18 protein-coding genes, 1 tRNA gene and 1 pseudogene are annotated in these 16,772 nt (G+C 32.8%); 14 read left to right on the forward strand and 6 right to left on the reverse strand.

The features are described from left to right. The first annotated feature begins 22 nt into the window (after positions 1–22). Together CSW08_RS09525 and CSW08_RS09530 are read left to right on the forward strand one after the other, a co-directional pair. On the forward strand, positions 23–400 hold the full coding sequence (locus CSW08_RS09525) for an RNA-binding S4 domain-containing protein (protein WP_106659658.1): 378 nt from the start codon (positions 23–25) through the stop codon (positions 398–400). A gap of 113 nt (positions 401–513) precedes the next feature. Continuing rightward, a complete protein-coding gene (locus CSW08_RS09530; protein ID WP_106659659.1) occupies positions 514–1,017 on the forward strand; it encodes a phosphoribosyltransferase domain-containing protein in 504 nt (167 codons plus the stop codon). Here CSW08_RS09530 and CSW08_RS09535 read toward each other — a convergent pair. Beyond that, entirely contained in the window at positions 1,009–1,530 is a 522-nt protein-coding gene (locus tag CSW08_RS09535; protein WP_106659660.1) for a shikimate kinase, read from the reverse strand. The two genes, CSW08_RS09530 and CSW08_RS09535, sit on opposite strands and share 9 nt — an antisense overlap. A gap of 126 nt (positions 1,531–1,656) precedes the next feature. On the opposite strand from CSW08_RS09535, the gene CSW08_RS09540 reads away from it, so the two are divergent. The 5 genes from CSW08_RS09540 (at position 1,657) to CSW08_RS09560 (ending at position 6,904) form a co-directional block, all read left to right on the forward strand. Further along, a tRNA-Lys gene (locus CSW08_RS09540) sits at positions 1,657–1,729 on the forward strand. 347 nt (positions 1,730–2,076) lie between these two features. Continuing rightward, a complete protein-coding gene (locus tag CSW08_RS09545) occupies positions 2,077–2,928 on the forward strand; it encodes a universal stress protein (RefSeq protein ID WP_106659661.1) in 852 nt (283 codons plus the stop codon). Positions 2,929–2,956: 28 nt separating this feature from the next. Beyond that, positions 2,957–3,400, forward strand: coding sequence for an adenine nucleotide alpha hydrolase family protein (locus CSW08_RS09550; protein ID WP_106659662.1), 444 nt, complete (start codon positions 2,957–2,959; stop codon positions 3,398–3,400). Further along, on the forward strand, positions 3,397–4,239 hold the full coding sequence (locus CSW08_RS09555; RefSeq protein ID WP_106659663.1) for a universal stress protein: 843 nt from the start codon (positions 3,397–3,399) through the stop codon (positions 4,237–4,239). The genes CSW08_RS09550 and CSW08_RS09555 overlap by 4 nt, the downstream gene beginning before the upstream one ends. A 157-nt stretch (positions 4,240–4,396) precedes the next feature. After that, entirely contained in the window at positions 4,397–6,904 is a 2,508-nt protein-coding gene (locus tag CSW08_RS09560; RefSeq protein ID WP_203226869.1) for a cation-translocating P-type ATPase, read from the forward strand. 57 nt (positions 6,905–6,961) lie between these two features. On the opposite strand, the gene CSW08_RS09565 is transcribed toward CSW08_RS09560, so the two are convergent. Continuing rightward, positions 6,962–7,891, reverse strand: a complete 930-nt coding sequence (locus CSW08_RS09565) for a 1-phosphofructokinase family hexose kinase (protein ID WP_157831457.1) — start codon at positions 7,889–7,891, stop codon at positions 6,962–6,964. 164 nt (positions 7,892–8,055) lie between these two features. Further along, a complete protein-coding gene (locus tag CSW08_RS18505; RefSeq protein WP_157831458.1) occupies positions 8,056–8,223 on the reverse strand; it encodes a PAS domain-containing protein in 168 nt (55 codons plus the stop codon). A 166-nt stretch (positions 8,224–8,389) separates the two neighbouring features. Between CSW08_RS18505 and CSW08_RS09570 the strand changes: the two genes are divergently transcribed. From CSW08_RS09570 to CSW08_RS09600, 7 genes and pseudogenes are all read left to right on the forward strand, one after another. After that, a complete protein-coding gene (locus CSW08_RS09570; RefSeq protein ID WP_106659665.1) occupies positions 8,390–8,806 on the forward strand; it encodes a hypothetical protein in 417 nt (138 codons plus the stop codon). A gap of 2 nt (positions 8,807–8,808) precedes the next feature. Continuing rightward, entirely contained in the window at positions 8,809–9,213 is a 405-nt protein-coding gene (locus CSW08_RS09575; protein WP_106659666.1) for a DUF302 domain-containing protein, read from the forward strand. Positions 9,214–9,325: 112 nt separating this feature from the next. Further along, positions 9,326–9,454 (forward strand): annotated as a pseudogene (locus CSW08_RS09580) (purine-nucleoside phosphorylase); the annotation flags it as partial. 54 nt (positions 9,455–9,508) lie between these two features. Further along, positions 9,509–10,597 (forward strand): DUF6544 family protein, encoded by a 1,089-nt coding sequence (locus CSW08_RS09585; RefSeq protein WP_106659667.1) that lies wholly within the window; start codon positions 9,509–9,511, stop codon positions 10,595–10,597. A gap of 11 nt (positions 10,598–10,608) precedes the next feature. Further along, positions 10,609–10,776 carry a hypothetical protein gene (locus tag CSW08_RS18260; RefSeq protein ID WP_203226870.1) on the forward strand — a complete coding sequence of 56 codons (168 nt, stop codon included), beginning with the start codon at positions 10,609–10,611 and terminating at the stop codon, positions 10,774–10,776. Then, entirely contained in the window at positions 10,773–11,111 is a 339-nt protein-coding gene (locus CSW08_RS18265) for a hypothetical protein (protein ID WP_106659668.1), read from the forward strand. Before CSW08_RS18260 ends, CSW08_RS18265 begins: the two co-directional genes overlap by 4 nt. A gap of 492 nt (positions 11,112–11,603) precedes the next feature. Next, positions 11,604–13,928 carry a glycosyltransferase gene (locus CSW08_RS09600; protein ID WP_106659669.1) on the forward strand — a complete coding sequence of 775 codons (2,325 nt, stop codon included), beginning with the start codon at positions 11,604–11,606 and terminating at the stop codon, positions 13,926–13,928. A 36-nt stretch (positions 13,929–13,964) separates the two neighbouring features. Here CSW08_RS09600 and CSW08_RS09605 read toward each other — a convergent pair whose 3' ends face one another. From CSW08_RS09605 to CSW08_RS09615, 3 genes are all read right to left on the reverse strand, one after another. After that, positions 13,965–15,428 carry a glycoside hydrolase family 130 protein gene (locus tag CSW08_RS09605; protein WP_106659670.1) on the reverse strand — a complete coding sequence of 488 codons (1,464 nt, stop codon included), beginning with the start codon at positions 15,426–15,428 and terminating at the stop codon, positions 13,965–13,967. A 144-nt stretch (positions 15,429–15,572) separates the two neighbouring features. Further along, positions 15,573–16,058, reverse strand: a complete 486-nt coding sequence (locus CSW08_RS09610; protein ID WP_106659671.1) for a YciE/YciF ferroxidase family protein — start codon at positions 16,056–16,058, stop codon at positions 15,573–15,575. Between the two features lie 257 nt (positions 16,059–16,315). Beyond that, positions 16,316–16,765: a ferritin-like domain-containing protein gene (locus tag CSW08_RS09615; RefSeq protein WP_106659672.1), complete on the reverse strand. Its 450-nt coding sequence runs from the start codon at positions 16,763–16,765 to the stop codon at positions 16,316–16,318. Positions 16,766–16,772 lie beyond the last annotated feature (7 nt).

Here is a 16,772-nt window from a genome sequence, read left to right on the forward strand (position 1 = left end):
ACGTAGTTTTTATAATTATTATATGCGAATTGATAAGTATTTATGGTGTGTTAGGTACTATAAAACAAGAACTTTAGCAACTATCGCTTGCAAAAAGGGACATATTAGGATAAACAATGATATTGTAAAACCTAGTAGAGAAGTTTATGCACAGGATAAGATTGAGATTAGGTTAAATCAAATCAAATATCAAATTACCGTAAATGACCTCCCTGAAAGCAGAGTTGGAGCGAAATTGGTAGATATATATAGAATTGACCACACACCCAAAGAGCAGTTTGAAGCACAAGAACTCTTAAAATATGCTAAAGATTATTATAGAGAAAAAGGCGTGGGAAGGCCAACCAAAAAAGACAGAAGGGACATAGACGAATTTAAGGATGAAGCATCTGATGATTGAATTTTAATACCAAAGAAAATTAATCTATGTCTGTTTTAGGTCTGATTTGAAAAAAAATAAAATGAACAGATAAAAATGAGTAATTTTATGCTTTAATTTTTTAACCAAAACCCATGGAAGTTAAAAACAACATTATACTAAACCACGACGAAATCAATCATAAAATTAGACGCATTGCGTTTCAAATTTATGAATCAAACGTGAATGAAAAGGAAGTGGTTTTGGCTGGTATAGATAGTAATGGCTATGTCTTTGCAAAAAAATTAAAAGCTGTGCTTCAAAAAATATCCGACATAGATGTAATTCTTTGCAAAGTAACCATTGATAAAAAAAATCCATGGTTGGAAATTAAAACGACACTATCTCCTGAAGATTATAAAAATAAATCTTTGGTTTTGGTTGATGATGTTTTAAATTCTGGAACAACACTAATTTATGGTGTAAAACATTTTTTGAATGTCCCATTAAAACAATTTAAAACAGCTGTTTTGGTAAATAGAAACCACAAAAAATATCCTGTTAAAGCCGATTTTAAAGGCATTTCCTTATCTACTTCCTTACACGAACATGTACATATAAATTTAGACGGAAAATCTTTTGAGGCCTTTTTAGAGTAAATTTAAAAGCAATTCTTCTACAATCTCAGATTCCGTTTTATTATCGGTTGTAATTTTTGCTTCGGCCAGATTATAAAATTGAGAGCGTTCAAACAAATGTTTACCTATAAACTCTGAAAGTAAATCATCTGTTTCTATATGTGCTAATAAAGGGCGTTTGGATTTTTCATTTTTTAATCTACTAACCAAAGCAGGAATACTAGTTTTTAAGTAAATACTTTTAGAATTAGTATCGCTTAAAATAACATCCATGTTGTTTCCATAGCAAGGTGTGCCGCCCCCCAATGATAAAACCACATTGTTTTTATGCTCTAAAATAGCTTTCAAATACGCTGTTTCCAACTTTCTAAAATAAATTTCCCCTCTAGATTTAAAAATATTTACAATAGTGGTTTGCTCCTTTTTTTCGATATAATCATCTAAATCAATAAAATCATAATTCAATTTATTTGCTAAAATCTTCCCTATAGTTGACTTTCCGGAAGCCATATACCCAATTAATATTACATTCATTATTTGGCTTTTAATTGATTCTTAAAAAGATAGATATTCGTCAGGCAAAAAAACAAAAAATTATACAAAAAAAGCATTGTTTTATTAATTAAACATTTTATATTTGCACCCTCATTAAAGAGACTAGACCTGGTAGCTCAGTTGGTAGAGCATTTCACTTTTAATGAAAGGGTCCTGGGTTCGAATCCCAGCCCGGTCACTTTTAATTAACTTTCAACAAGTGGTTACAAAGCCTTGAAAATTATAATATTTTCAAGGCTTTACTTTTTTAGGAGATTTTTTATTCTATATGATTTAATTTAAAAGGATTTATGTGAATATAAAAACTACTCGTAGGTGAAAACTAGTATTCAATTTTTCAGGAATTCACTGATAATACCATTATCAAAAACAATAAACCTCTCAGAAGAAACCGCAGTTAATGATATTACAAAAATGCAATCTTAACAATAACAAGGACTACTAATAAATCTGGTGCCTGATATATATCATAGTTTCTATTTAAAAAACAGTTTAAATTTAGCTAGAATTCTAAAAGTATATGCGATGCTATCCATACTTCTTCCTACAGATTTTTCCGAAAATTCAATGAATGCAGTCAAATATGCCTTGGATTTTTTTAAACAACAAAAGGTTGATTTTTTCTTTATGCATGCCTATCAAAACGATTTCTATAATCATGAAGATTTGGTCTATCGTGAGGTTTTCGATGATGTTCTGGAGAAGGTGAAGAGCCAATCACAAAAAAATCTTGAAAATCTTCTTGATACCGTAAAAAAAATGGCCCCAAACCCTAAGTTTAGCTATCATATCTTATCTGCTTATAATACGTTGGTATATGAAGCTAATTTAATTGCTGAAGCCAAGAATATTGATTTGATTGTAATGGGCACTAAAGGAAAGTCGGACGACCGACATATTATATTTGGAAGTCATACTTTTCAGGTTTTGAAGTACGTGAATTGTCCTGTTTTGGCGATTCCTTCGCATTATACCAATATGCAGCCAAAACGAATTTTGTTTCCAACCGATTATCTCATTCCCTACAAACGTCGCGAACTAAAATTGTTATGTGAACTGGGCACATCTTATAGAAGCATTATTGATGTATTGTATATTTCGATGAGTGATAAACTATCCCTTAGACAAGAAGACAACAAAGCTTTTATAAAGGAAACTGTTTGTAAAACCAAGGTTGATTTTCACATAGAACATAGTAAAAAAATAACAGAAACGATTCAAGATTATATAAAGAACAATCATATAGATATGTTGGTTATGGTCAATACCCAACATTCATTTTTAGAGGATATGCTGTTTCCATCTAATATAGATATAGTAAGTGTGGACCTTAAAATACCACTTTTAGCACTACAAAATACCATGCGTTATATATAATTACATTAAAAATGATTGGTTATGAAACATGAAATGTCCGATTCTAGCCATTCCATCCGATTTTGAATATGAGTCACCATTTGAGATTCTGTTTCCAACCGATCTTGATGTTGATTATCAAAAAACATCATTAGACTTTCTGGTAGATATTGCAGTAACCCATCATTCAAGAATACATGTCATGCACGTATCTACTGGCTATGCTTTTACTGAAGAACAAGAGAACCATAAAATGATATTGGAAGACATGTTTAAAAGCACGGCTTATTTATTCCATGATTTTGAAAGTATGGAGATAGCTGATGCCATTAATAAATTTCAGTTTAAACATAAAATCAATATGTTAGCCATGATAAACAACAAGCATTCGTTTTTTGAAAATTTATTTTTCAAGAATACAATCAATCAAATTGGTTTTCATTTGAATATTCCATTTTTGGTAATTCCTTCTAAAACATACCGTGAGCCATGAAAACAAATACATTAAATATTTTATTGCCAACCGATTTTTCAGATAATGCTTGGAACGCTATTGTATATGCTTTAAAATTATATGCTGACGAATATTGTACCTTTTATTTTTTACATTCCACATACATCTCAAATTCAGTGTCCAGAACTTATATTACAGCACATTATGTTGAAAAACTAAAAGAAGAGGCTTTAAGGGAATTGGCGGAATTAAAAGCCCAGATGGAAATTGTCGATGCCAATGCCAACCATGATTTCAAAACGCTTTTATTTGAAGAGGAACTCATGGATGCCGTTTTTAAAGCAATTAAGCAAAATACCATTGATATCGTTGTGATGGGAACCAAGGGAACAACAGGTTCAATTGAATATTTTTATGGAAGCAATACAGTTAAAGTAATTAAAAAGATTAAAGACTGTCCTGTCTTAATTATCCCAGAGGATCGTGATTTTGTTACGCCAAAGCAAATAGCGTTTCCAACAGATTACAATCGTTTCTATGATGATAAAGAATTAAGGCCACTTAAAAGTATGGCAGATTTATTCAATTCCAAAATTCGAGTAGTACATATAAGTGTCGAGAAAAAATTGTCAAGTATTCAAGAATATAATATGACGATGCTTAAAAACTATCTGGCAGATTATGAATGCAGTTTTCATTGGTTGCCCAATCATCCAAAAAAAGCAGAAGCCATTGCAGCATTTATTGAAGATTTGGAAATAAAGATGCTGGCTATGGTAAAATATGAACACAGCCTCCTTGAAATGATAGTAAATGAGCCAGTGATAAAGAAATTGGCGCTTCATCCTAAAGTTCCCATATTCGTAATACCAGAGTGAGCTGATATTTATCATTGCCATAAAGCATATTCTCAATTAATAGGTTTTCTTATGAAATATTATATCACATGTTTGTCCCTAATGCTTTGCTAGGACTGTTTTCCTTGGTTATGTCTTTATTTATTAAATTAGATACCATACCTAAACAATTATGCCAATGATTTCAGTGGAGAATTTCAATATTAAAGGTCTTTCAAGTAATGAAGTACTTCAATCAAGAAAGCAATTTGGAGTTAACAGAGCCAATTTTAAAAAGGAAAACGAGCTTATAAAGGCTCTTAAAAGTTTATTGAAAGAACCAATGGTGATTTTACTGTTGGTTACAGCAACCATCTATTTTATAACTGGCAATGTAGGGGATGGTATTTTTCTATCGGTTGCCATCATTTTAGTGTCCACAATCTCCCTATATCAGGATTCCAAAAGTCGTAATGCGTTAGAGAAATTAAAAGACCTCACTAAGCCACACAGCAAGGTCATTAGGAATGGTGAAGTCATTGATATCAAAAGTGAAGATATCGTTATTGGTGATGCCTTAATTGTTGAAGAGGGCTATACAATAGCGGCAGATGGTACCATCATACATTCTAATGATTTTTCAGTCAACGAGTCACTTCTTACAGGAGAATCCCTAGCAGTTTACAAGGATAAAGACAAAGTAGACCATTTTGTGTTTCAAGGGACCACTGTTGCTAGTGGATTGGCTATTGCCACTGTTACCGCTATTGGTGAAAAGACCAAATTGGGTAAAATTGGAAAGAGTCTAGAAAACATAGAAGAAGAAAAAACGCCTATCGAAATTCAAATCCAGAATTTTATCAAAAAGATGGTTATTGCTGGGGTGGTTGTTTTTATTGGCGTTTGGATTCTGAATTATTTTAGAACGTATGATGTTTTAGATAGTTTATTGAAATCGTTGACCTTGGCTATGAGCATCTTGCCAGAGGAAATCCCCATTGCCTTTACCACTTTTATGGCTTTAGGCACCTGGAGATTATTAAAAATGGGCATTGTTGTCAAGCAAATGAAAACCGTTGAAACCCTGGGAAGTGCCACGACAATTTGCGTTGATAAAACGGGGACCATTACGATAAATGAAATGAGCCTAGTTAAAGTCTATTCCTTAAAATCGAATACCGTTTCAGATGCTGATTCGTCTACATTTAAAGCGGATGAAAAAGAACTTATAACACTCGCCATGTGGGCCAGTGAACCTATACCATTTGATGCCATGGAAATTTCCTTGCACCACGCCTATTCCAAGACGGTTCATAAAGATGAACGTCCAAGTTATAAAATGGTTCATGAATACCCTTTAGGTGGAACACCTCCCATGATGACCCATATTTTTGAGAATGAAAGTGGCAAGCGTATCATCGCGGCAAAAGGCGCACCCGAAGCCATCATGAATGTGTCCAGTCTTTCAGAAAATGAAAAAAAACAAATCAATGAAAACATCAGCAGTTTAGCATCCCGTGGTTATCGCTTACTGGCCGTAGGCACATCTAATTTTTCAGGAAATGATTTTCCTCTTAATCAACAAGATTTCAAATTTAAATTCATAGGAATTGTCGCCTTCCATGATCCGCCTAAATCAAACATTCAATCGGTTTTTGAAGCTTTTGATAACGCTGGAATTAAAGTGAAAATAATCACAGGTGATAATGAAGATACGGCGCTTGCCATTGCAAAACAAATACACTTTAAAAATGATGACAAACGCATTTCTGGAAGAGAATTAATGAACTTGTCGGAAGTTGAATTGCAAACCGCCTCCACAGATAATTTTTTGTTCACCAGAATGTTTCCGGACGCCAAATTGAAAATCATCAATGCTTTAAAAGCTCAAAAAGAAATTATAGCCATGACAGGTGATGGTATTAATGATGCACCTGCTTTAAAGTCAGCTCATATTGGTATAGCCATGGGTACGAGGGGTACCGAGATTGCAAAACAAGCAGCTTCCATTATTTTGGTAGAAGATGATTTATCCAAAATGCTCGATGCAGTTGCTATGGGTCGCAAAATTTATGCAAATCTCAAAAAGGCGATTCAATACATTATCTCCATTCATATTCCCATTATCCTGACTGTTTTCATTCCTTTGGCGCTGGGATGGGTTTATCCCAATATTTTTTCGCCGGTACATGTTATTTTGTTGGAATTGATTATGGGACCAACATGTTCCATCATTTATGAAAATGAACCCATGGAAAAGAACATAATGGTACAAAAACCACGTCCTTTTTCACGTACTTTTTTCAATTTAAGGGAACTCACAACGAGTATTTTTCAAGGATTGATGATTACGGTCGGTATTCTACTTATTTATCAATATGCAGTTCATAGTAATTACGGCGAATCATTGACGAGAACAATGGTTTTTTTGACGCTTATTGCCTCAAACATAACGCTCACATTAGTCAATCGTTCCTTTTATTATTCGGTTATTACCACTTTGGGTTATAAAAATAAATTAGTACCGCTTATAATAACTATTACTATTGTTATAACGGCATTATTTATTTTTGTGGAACCTTTTATAGGATTTTTAAAATTTGAAAGACTATCCTTAAATCAAGCATTTTTGAGCATTTTTATGGGGTTTTTATTTGTTATTTGGTATGAAATCCTAAAATGGATTAAAAGAAAACAACCTATTTAAATAGAAGCAACTATGACAATTTCTTAATGAAAAAAGTGTTGGATTTGTTTGTAGCTTTTAAGTTATTTTGAGCATTTTCAAAACGTTGTCAACATGTGATTTACTGGCAAGATTGGTTCCTTCATTAATGGTTGTGGCCACACCACATGCAACACCCCATTTTAAAATATCCTTTACCAAAAAATCATTCTTAATTCCATAGATTAATCCTGCAACCATACTATCACCAGCGCCAATAGTACTTTTTACGGATACAGAGGGCGTGGACTGATAAACAACGCCATCTTTGGATGCCATAAAGGCGCCTCTAGCACCTAAAGAAACAACGACATACTCGGCTTTACCTGATTTAACCATTTCTAAAGCGAAATCTTCTTGTTCTGTGCTTGATAAAAATTCCTTGTCTGCCCATTGCGCCAATTCTTTTTGATTGGGCTTCACCAGAAAAACCTTTTCTTTAAGAGCTTCAGTAAGTGCTGGACCAGAAGTGTCTATAACAATCTTTATATTTTTATGGGAAACGTGTTTGATTAATGTCGCATAATAATCTGTTGGCACGTTTTGAGGGAGGCTTCCGCTTAATACAAGGATATCACCATTATTAAGATATTTATCCAATGTCGACTTAATGTCATCGAGTTCTGCATTTTGTAAACCGTTACTAGGCATCCCAAAACGATATTGAAAATTGGTTTTTGTATCCACTATGGATAGGTTTTCCCTTGTCCATGCTTTTATATAAATAGTTTTTGGGTTAATGCCTTCTTTTAAAAGTAATTCATTAAGATTTTGTCCGGTATCTCCACCAGCCGTAAATATGCAATGTGTTTTTTCATCAAGCCTTTTAAGCACTCTGGAGACGTTGATGCCACCTCCACCCGGTTGATATACTATGGAATGGCACTGGAGTTTTTGTTCAGGTATAAGACCATCTACCTTGGCACTTTTATCTAAAGCTGGATTTATGGTAAGTGTTATGATATTCAAAGTTATAATCTTTAAAAATTAGTAGTATTTTAAGCACTTCTAATATAGCTATAAACTTTTAATATGTGTTTGAAAAATATACTTTATCGGTAATTGTTTGAATATGCTTTTCCCTTTTATCTTACTGCTCCGGCAATGAATATTTACTTAAGTCAAAATGGTGCTCAATGGTGTTTTAAATTTGTGGAAACTAATTCATTCTTGCTATAGCCGAACATCGTATCTGCGGAGATATTTGCAGGAACAATAATCTGATTAGCATCGACAATTACAATGCCCCCTGAAACCGCATCAGATAAAATTCGAAAAATGTCCTTGTTATTCTTGAACATTTGTTTTCTCAGATTGAAATGTTCTATAAAGATAAAGTTTATACATTAATTATTAGGGTATTGTTTCAAAAATCCGTGATAATTCCACATGAAAATACAGCTATGATATATATCATTTTTAAATAAAAAAACTGGGTTTAAATTTGCGATTAGGAAAACTATCAAAATGAACACAAAAAAGCATTTGACCTTAAAATTCTATCAAAATTTGGGAAAACTATTTTATGCCATTGCGGCTGCAGACAACAAGGTTCATGAGGCAGAAATAAATACACTCAAAGAACTTGTTAAAAAAGAATGGCTGGACGTTGACGACATCGAGGATGGTTTTGGAACGGATGCTGCCTACCAGATAGAAATTGTTTTTGATTGGCTATTTAATGAGCAAGATACAGGGTTTAATATTAAAACCTGTTATGATGATTTCATAAGCTATAAAAAAGACCAAAAACACCTTTTCACAAATAATGTAAACCGATTGATTCTTAAAACGGCAAATGCCATTGCAGATAGTTTTTCTGGTAAAAACAAATCGGAATTGATACTTTTAGGAAAACTAAACATTGAATTAAATAAAGAATAACCATGAGCTATTATTTTAGTACAATTATTAAAGATGATTTTGATAACGCAGTCGACAAGACTACAGAATTACTTCAAAAGGAAGGGTTTGGTGTCCTTACACAAATCGACATACAACAAACGTTAAAGAAAAAGCTGGATGTGGATTTTAATAGATATAAAATCCTAGGTGCTTGCAATCCACAATTTGCTTATAAAGCACTTCAAGCAGAAAATAAAATTGGCACTATGCTGCCTTGCAATGTCATTATACAGGAACTCGACAACGGAACCATTGAGGTTGCTGCGGTCAATCCCATTCAGTCCATGCAAGCAGTAACAAATCCAGCATTGGAAGGTATTGCCAATGACGTTGCAAACAAATTAAAGAATATGATTAAAAACCTAAGCGACAAAACGTCATTTTAACAAGTTTATAGATTAGCGCAAGCATGTTCTTGTTTTATTTTTTTGCCTATTGACCTATACTTTCAAAAAAGTTGAACCTAATTTAAATTAAGCAAAATAAAATCAACAATCAATGAGCTTACATATTGAAGCAAAAAAAGGAGCCATTGCCGAATCAGTGTTATTACCAGGAGATCCCTTGCGCGCCAAATGGATTGCAGAGACTTTTTTAGAAAACATTGTATGCTACAATGATATGAAACTGATTACCTGTCCTTAAGACTTGGTATCGCTAAAACATTTTAAAAACCAAGTTATGCGTTTTGTTTTTGCATTCTTAATTATTGTTCACGGCCTCATACACCTTATGGGTTTCCTAAAAGCTTTTGGATTTGCAAATCTTAATCAATTAAGCAAAAACATTTCAAAAACAATGGGATTGTTTTGGCTTTTTGCCGCAATACTGTTATTTATTACTACCCTTTTTTACCTAACAAAAGACCGATGGTTTTTTATTGCTGTTCTGGCAATCGTTCTTTCGCAAATTCTGATTATCATGTCTTGGAAGGATGCCAAATTTGGTACTGTGGCCAATATAATTATTCTTATGGTTTGCATGTCTGCTTATGGGAATTATATATTTAATAAAAAGGTGAGCAATGAAACCACATCCCTATTAAAAGGCGTTTCAGTAAATAATGATTCCATTATAACAAAGGAATATTTAACACATTTGCCAGAAATAGTTCAAAAATGGATACAGAATTCAGGTGTCATTGCTAAGGAAAAAATGGTTTCTGTATGGTTGAAGCAACAAGGAGCACTGAAAACCAAACCTAGTGGTAAATGGATGCCTTTTGAAGCAGAACAACATTTTGATGTTTCCCATCCCAGTTTTATATGGTCAACCGAAGTCGATTTTATGCCAATGGTGAAAATGGTTGGTAGAGATAAATTGGTAAATGGTGAAGGCGAAATGCTCATCAAAATGGCAGGTTTAATTCCAGTGGTGGATGAAGGTAAAAACGAAAAAATAAATCAGGCTGCCATGTTACGATATATGGCTGAAATGGTTTGGTTTCCATCGGCAGCTTTAAATAAATATATGACTTGGGAGCCTATTGATAGTACTTCGGCAAAAGCAACATTTACAATAAACTACAAAAGTGTCGTTGGGCTTTTTAAATTTTCTTCTGAGGGTCATTTTCTGTCTTTTGAAGCTCAACGTTATTATGGAGCAGGAGATGATGCAACTTTAGAAACATGGTATGTGCAATCAAAATCTTTTAAGGAATTTGATGGCTTTAAAATACCAAACAAATGCGAGGTCATTTGGAAATTAAAAGAAGGCGATTTCAATTGGTTGAATTTAGAAATCATAGATTTAAAATACAACGTGAAATAATAATAACGCATATGAAAATTAACAAAGAATGGCACCACGCACATAAAATGCCCAAAAACCCAACACTTAAGCAACGCATTAATTGGCATTTGGAACATTTGAAAAATTGCCAATGCAGAACCGATATTCCTAAAAAGTTAAAAGTAGAAATGAAGAAGTTAGGTATTAATAGTTTATGAAAATAGACAAACTTTTAATAATAAAAAGCATACACACTGCCGTTTGGCTTTTTTTCAATGTGGTTATATTTTACCTTTTGTATGCGGTTATAATAAATAAAATTGACCATTGGGTTTGGATTTGCGTTAGTTTGGTAGTCCTAGAAGGAATTGTTTTGGTACTATTTAAAATGTTTTGTCCTTTAACGATAATAGCTAGAAAGTACTCTAATTCCACAAAAGATAATTTTGATATTTTCTTGCCAAATTGGTTGGCCAAGTATAATAAGATTATTTATACCAGCATATTTTTAATTGCTGTAGGCATTCTAATCTATCGCTTGATACGTGATTAACTTAATTATCTTTTGCTTTTCACTCCTCTTTCTCCAATTTTCTAAAGTACCCTCTTGTTAAAAAATCATGCTTTAAGGTTTACATGTTCTGGTTAAACTTGTCGGTACCTTCATTCCCGTTTTTTAAAGTGGTTTTTAGACTAGTGAAATAAGACAGTTCAACTATTTCTTTCAAAAATGTTTGAACCCTATTTAGTCATTTTGGTTAATTTTCAACAAGTGGTTATAAAGCCTTGGCATTTGAAATTAATTAACTGTTGCTCTAGTCTCTTTCAAGAATTAATACCAAAAATTATTACCTCAGAATTTAGTTCGCTAAGTATATAATTAAACTGATTGGGTTAAGAAATTTCTTTTTAAGGGTAATGATGCTCTTTCTTAAGATTTAGATTAGCTAAAATAAATTTCCATTTTTTAATTAAAATTTTCAATTAATATTAAGTATCACATAAACCAACGCTATGAGGTAAACTAAAATAAATCTTTAAAGATATGATAAGCAATATAAAAACTATAAATCCAGTTAATCGCAAGGCCAACATCAATAAAAAGACAAGGTTAAAAGACAGGATTAGTTCCAATGACATCAAACTTAAACGTTTGCCAAAGGTATTAATGATATCAACATACCCTCCAAGACAATGTGGCATTGCAACCTATACTAATGATTTAAAAAATGCGCTTGACAACAAATATGAAAATTGCTTTGAAACAAAAATTTGCGCTGTAGAATCGAACGTAGAAAGTCACACTTATAAAAAAGGAGATGTCGATTTGGTATTAAACACGGACGATTTACAATCGTTTATTTTAATTTCCAAAAAGATAAATGCCGATGAAGACATTGAACTGGTTATGGTTCAACATGAGTTTGGATTATTTAAAAATAATGAAGACGTTTTTGTGAACTTTTTAAAAATACTCACCAAACCAATAACACTTGCATTTCACACCGTATTGCCCAACCCAACATTAGCTTTAGAAGTACATGTTAAAGCTTTGGCATCGATTGCTAATATAATTACGGTTATGACTAAATCTTCATCTGAATTACTAATAAACACCTATGGGATAAATCCAAGGAAAATAGAGATTATACCCCATGGAACCCATTTAATAAAACACAAGAAAAAATCGATTCTTAAAGAAAAGTATGATTTATCGGGAAGAAAAGTGATATCAACTTTTGGTTTATTGGGACCAGGTAAAAGTATTGAAACCACTTTAGATGCGTTACCCGAAATTATAAAAGAACACAATAATATTATTTTTTTAGTTATAGGTAAAACACATCCAACGCTTTTTAATAAGGAAGGTAACACATACATGAATTTCTTGCAGAGCAAGGTTGAAGAATTAAAATTAAAAGACCATGTTAAATTTATCAGCAAATTTGTTCCTCTTCCAGAATTACTTGAATACCTACAACTATCTGACTGTTATGTGTTTACTTCAAATGATCCCAATCAGGCTGTAAGTGGTACATTTTCTTATGCCGTAAGTTGTGGTTGCCCTATTATATCTACACCTATTCCCCATGCAAATGAAGTATTACGAAATGGAAGTGGTGTTCTTTTTGATTTTGGTAATTCTAAACAATTGTCTATGGAAGTGAATAAATTATTAAATAATAAAAATCTTAGAGATGATATGAAATTGAAAGGATTACATGCTTCATCTGCTACCTCATGGGAAAATGCGGCTATAGCTCATGCCCATGTTTTTTCTAATGAAATAAAAAAACCATTGAAATTGATCTATAAGAAGCCACAGATCAACCTTGACCATATAAAAGCAATGACCACAGATGTTGGTATCATCCAATTTTCAATTATTAATACCCCTGATTTAAACTCTGGGTATACCATAGATGATAATGCCAGAGCGCTTATAGCTGTTTGCCAACATTACAAAGTAACGCATAATCCATCCGATTTAAAATTGATAAAGATATACATCAATTTCATTTTAAAGTGCCAACGTTACAATGGTTTATTTTTTAACTATGTGGACAAGGATAAAAAATTCACCAAGCAGAATGATGAAGAAAATTTAGAGGATGCTAATGGAAGGGCCATTTGGTCTTTAGGCTATGCGTATTCATTATTGGATGAAGCAATTGATTTAGATATAACCCTTCTTCAAAATATGAAATGGGCAATCAATCAATTTCAATTACCAATGCAAAACTTTGAATCCCCTAGAGCCATTGCCTTTATTATAAAAGGTTTATACTTCTTTAATATGAAATTGAATAGTAGCGATATAACCATATCAATTGAAGATATGGCTAATAAGCTTGTTGATTCATATAAGTTCCATTCTGAAGACGATTGGAATTGGTATGAACCTTATCTTACCTATGCCAATAGCGTATTACCGGAAGCGTTATTATGTGCATGGAAAGCTACTGAGAAAACAAAATTCAAGCGCATAGCGAAGGAATCTTTTGATTTTCTACTTTCGAAAACGTTTGACGGAGATTCAATCAAAATTATATGCAATCAAAACTGGCTAGTAAAAGGTTCTGATGAAAAATTAGCATATATTGGAGGAGAACAACCCATTGATGTTACCTACACCATATTGGCCTTAAAACAATTTGATCTTATTTTCCCTTTAGAAGGTTACAATACCAAAATGGAAATAGCTTTCAGCTGGTTTCTTGGTAACAACCAATTAAAACAAATCATTTACAATCCATGTACAGGTGGTTGTCATGATGGCCTTGAAACGCATAATGTTAATTTGAACCAAGGTGCAGAATCTACAGTTAGTTATTTATTGGCCCGGTTAGCTTTTGAGGAAATAGCGTAAATATGGTATTTCCTTAAAAGATAATCTAAAATGCAATCAATCTTTTGCTTTAAGAGCTGCTAGTAGATCGTCCATATTAACAGTAACATATGAAGATGAATAATCGGATACAGCATATGGTAAGATTAAATGGTTATTATGGATGAGGCTGCCACATGAATACACAACATTTGGCACATAACCTTCTCTTTCTTCTTCCAATGGGGAAAGCAGAGGTTCTTTTAACCTGCCAATCTCTTTGGTTGGATCTTCTAAATCCAATAATGAAGCACCAATACAATAACGTCTCATGGCGCCGACACCGTGGGTAATTAACAACCAACCTTGATCTGTGTAAATGGGTGAACCACAATTTCCTATTTGCGTAAACTCCCAGGGGAATTTAGGTTCTTGAATTTTTATGGGATTATTCCATAACGTAATTCTTTTGGAATAAAAAAGATAATTATTAACCCCATCAATTCTTGCCAACATGGCATATTTTCCTTTAATCTTACGAGGAAAAAGTGCAAAGTTTTTGTTTTGGGCCCCATCTCCGTGCATGGGCATAATTCTAAAATTCCTAAAATCGTTTGTTGAAAGTATCTTGGGAAGAATGGCATAACCATCATAGGCCGTGTAAGTGGCATATATTTTTTCAGTGCCATCATCTTCTGTAAAACGCACAAATCTAGCATCTTCAATTCCTTTACTTTCTGATGGTGAAATGGGGAAAATGGCGCGTTCTGAAATATTGGAGTCTTCATGAAATTCAATATCATAATAGGAATCAACTAGCCAGGTCATTTCGTTAAGTGCCTTTTTCCTTTGTTCATCAATGTTCTGCTTCAATACATCGCTAACGGCATCTTTTAAAGCAAAATATTCGAATCTGCTTGATAATGAATTCATAATGGTTGAAGAATATTCCTTTGGAATATTCATTTCCTCCATTTTCTTCATAAATCGTTTTTTGTTGTATGTTTTTTTATTTGTAAGAATTGGAAGATCGATATGATTGTGTACATGCTGCATATGTAAATTATTGGAAGTATCCAATATGCCTTTCCTAAAAACTATAGAGGATAAATGCCCCTCTCCTGTAGCCCTAAAGGATATTATGACCCTCTTTTCTCCCTCAGCCAAAAAAGACTGATCGAAATGTTCAACAATTGAAGGGTTAAACAAAGCGGAGGCCTCTACGGAATATTCCATTGTACTATAGGAGCCTATCAAAAGTTTTCGTTCCAAGGATAACTTTTTATGATCCATCCCCATGGATTCTATTAGATTTACATAATTGTAAAAATGCTTTAAAAAAATATTTGAAATATTTCTGTGTCTGTCTAGAAACTCTTTAAGGATTATTTCAAGTTCATGTTTAACATCAACCTCACTTAAACTCATGATGCGGTTCACTAGATTTATGGTTCTAGCATCACCATTATTAAAAAAACGGGCAACTACCCGACTGGAATCTGGTTTAAAATATAGATTTTTACGAACTACTGCAATTGACATGGTATTATCTAATTTTTAAATTATTTTTTAATTTCATCTTAAAATCTGTTACTAAACCACCTGAATAATAAAATAAACTGCCTATAAATTAATTAGAGATTACCCAATTAATTTACAGGCAGTAAAATATTTGAATTAGGTTACTTAATTAACAGCTTTTCTGTTGAGTCTGTTTTCTGCTAGCTTATTTAACTTGTTATTTGCATTATATTCTTCATCCAAGGTTTCCTGTAACTTCCTTGCTATATTATCGTAACCTAATTCTTTGGCATAGCGAACTGCAGTACCATACGCCGCAATCTCATAATGCTCAAAACGTTGAGCTTCTGCAATTAGACCTGCGTCCATAACCTCATCATCATTTGCTTCTTCTATAAAACTCTCGGTTTCGCTAATTAAACCTTTCATCGCTTTGCATGTTTCTCCGTTTGGGGATATCTCTAAATCGCCACAAATTTCTTGAAGTCGTCTTTTATGTTCCTTGGTTTCTTGCAAGTGATCTTCAAAAGCTTGCTTTAACATACTATCACTTGCCTTATTTACAGCTTTAGGAAGTGCATCTATTAATTGGTTTTCTGCACTAAATAGGTCTTTTAAATGATGCTCTAATAAATCTTTTAATGTTTTCATGATTTTAAGTTTTTTATAATTAATTGTTTAAAGATATTTTGAAAAGTAACGGGCGACTAATCTTAAAAATAAAATTATTGACCCAAATGATACAAAATTTTGACAATTCTATTACTTTAACATATCACATTAACATGGTCGTTCGCCAGCCTTAAGACCTTAAGAATTGTGTCATATACTAGAAAAATGCCTATTAGTTCTTCAGGGATTTTATAAATAATAAATAATAGTAATAATGTAAAAAGATCCTTATTAATTTAGCGAATATCCTCTAATCTTTTAATGGTGTTAAGGTCGTTTGCAATAGCCTCTCTTTGCTTAAGTATTACTCCTTGAGTGCTGAATGGCAATGACGTTTCGTTAAGAATATCATTATATTCTTCTAAAGCTGCCTTTTCACCTCTAATAGCTTCTTCCAGCATAGATTCATCATTGTTCGTTGAAAACATGGCCTTTACATCCATCCACGTACGATGAGCTGCACCAGCAAAGCTTCCCCCTTTATCAATATCTTCACCAAAAGATTTAATTTCCCCTTTTAATTCTTGTCCAAACCCATAACGCTCTTGAGCTTTTCTTTGGAAATAATTTTTTAAATACGTATGATTTGTATTCTCTGCTGCCTTCCTAAAACCTTTTTCAGCATCAAATGTTTTCTCTAACAGGTCATTTAATTTATTTCCTATTGTTTCTGTGTATGTATTCATAATAATT

Source organism: Confluentibacter flavum, from assembly GCF_002843175.1.
Taxonomy (GTDB): domain Bacteria; phylum Bacteroidota; class Bacteroidia; order Flavobacteriales; family Flavobacteriaceae; genus Confluentibacter; species Confluentibacter flavum.

Excerpts from the sequence above, each read along its gene's own strand:
- CSW08_RS09600 (WP_106659669.1), top strand. The coding sequence starts at position 11,604 with ATGATAAGCAATATAAAAACTATAAATCCAGTTAATCGCAAGGCCAAC.
- CSW08_RS09585 (WP_106659667.1), top strand. The coding sequence starts at position 9,509 with ATGCGTTTTGTTTTTGCATTCTTAATTATTGTTCACGGCCTCATACAC.
- CSW08_RS09535 (WP_106659660.1), bottom strand. The coding sequence starts at position 1,530 with ATGAATGTAATATTAATTGGGTATATGGCTTCCGGAAAGTCAACTATA.
- CSW08_RS09575 (WP_106659666.1), top strand. The coding sequence starts at position 8,809 with ATGAGCTATTATTTTAGTACAATTATTAAAGATGATTTTGATAACGCA.
- CSW08_RS09610 (WP_106659671.1), bottom strand. The coding sequence starts at position 16,058 with ATGAAAACATTAAAAGATTTATTAGAGCATCATTTAAAAGACCTATTT.
- CSW08_RS09605 (WP_106659670.1), bottom strand. The coding sequence starts at position 15,428 with ATGTCAATTGCAGTAGTTCGTAAAAATCTATATTTTAAACCAGATTCC.
- CSW08_RS18265 (WP_106659668.1), top strand. The coding sequence starts at position 10,773 with ATGAAAATAGACAAACTTTTAATAATAAAAAGCATACACACTGCCGTT.
- CSW08_RS18505 (WP_157831458.1), bottom strand. The coding sequence starts at position 8,223 with ATGTTCAAGAATAACAAGGACATTTTTCGAATTTTATCTGATGCGGTT.
- CSW08_RS09555 (WP_106659663.1), top strand. The coding sequence starts at position 3,397 with ATGAAAACAAATACATTAAATATTTTATTGCCAACCGATTTTTCAGAT.
- CSW08_RS09545 (WP_106659661.1), top strand. The coding sequence starts at position 2,077 with ATGCTATCCATACTTCTTCCTACAGATTTTTCCGAAAATTCAATGAAT.
- CSW08_RS09560 (WP_203226869.1), top strand. The coding sequence starts at position 4,397 with ATGATTTCAGTGGAGAATTTCAATATTAAAGGTCTTTCAAGTAATGAA.
- CSW08_RS09570 (WP_106659665.1), top strand. The coding sequence starts at position 8,390 with ATGAACACAAAAAAGCATTTGACCTTAAAATTCTATCAAAATTTGGGA.
- CSW08_RS09525 (WP_106659658.1), top strand. The coding sequence starts at position 23 with ATGCGAATTGATAAGTATTTATGGTGTGTTAGGTACTATAAAACAAGA.
- CSW08_RS09615 (WP_106659672.1), bottom strand. The coding sequence starts at position 16,765 with ATGAATACATACACAGAAACAATAGGAAATAAATTAAATGACCTGTTA.
- CSW08_RS09550 (WP_106659662.1), top strand. The coding sequence starts at position 2,957 with ATGAAATGTCCGATTCTAGCCATTCCATCCGATTTTGAATATGAGTCA.
- CSW08_RS18260 (WP_203226870.1), top strand. The coding sequence starts at position 10,609 with ATGAAAATTAACAAAGAATGGCACCACGCACATAAAATGCCCAAAAAC.
- CSW08_RS09530 (WP_106659659.1), top strand. The coding sequence starts at position 514 with ATGGAAGTTAAAAACAACATTATACTAAACCACGACGAAATCAATCAT.